Source organism: Flavobacterium solisilvae (assembly GCF_012911605.1).
Classification (GTDB): domain Bacteria; phylum Bacteroidota; class Bacteroidia; order Flavobacteriales; family Flavobacteriaceae; genus Flavobacterium; species Flavobacterium solisilvae.
In genome coordinates this window covers 1-325 of sequence record NZ_JAAMPT010000112.1, presented here as the reverse complement: position 1 = coordinate 325, position 325 = coordinate 1, and the positions used below count along the sequence as shown (strand labels likewise).

General features: G+C 45.2%; 1 protein-coding gene. It reads left to right on the top strand.

Features of this window, described 5'->3' with window-relative positions; translation table 11 throughout:
• Positions 1 to 325 (top strand): DUF7507 domain-containing protein (locus tag G6042_RS00525; protein ID WP_169522341.1); only part of this gene is annotated, 325 nt, incomplete at both ends.

Here is a 325-nt window from a genome sequence, read left to right as displayed (position 1 = left end):
GATACGATTGTTTACACTTTTACGGTAACCAATACAGGAAACGTAACTGTAAACAATTTGACAATCAATGATGCCGTAATCGGCGTATCGAACTTGACAGTAACACCAAGTACGTTAACACCGGGACAAGTGGGAACAGCAACGGCAACGTATGCAATTACACAAGCGGACATCAACAACGGAGGTGTTCATAACATTGCAACAGCAACCGGAACAGACCCGAACAACAACCCTGTAACTGACGACTCAGAAGACCCGACACCAATCGACCCTTCAAGTCCTGATTACGACCCAAGTTGTCCGACCTGTACATTTACAGACTTAG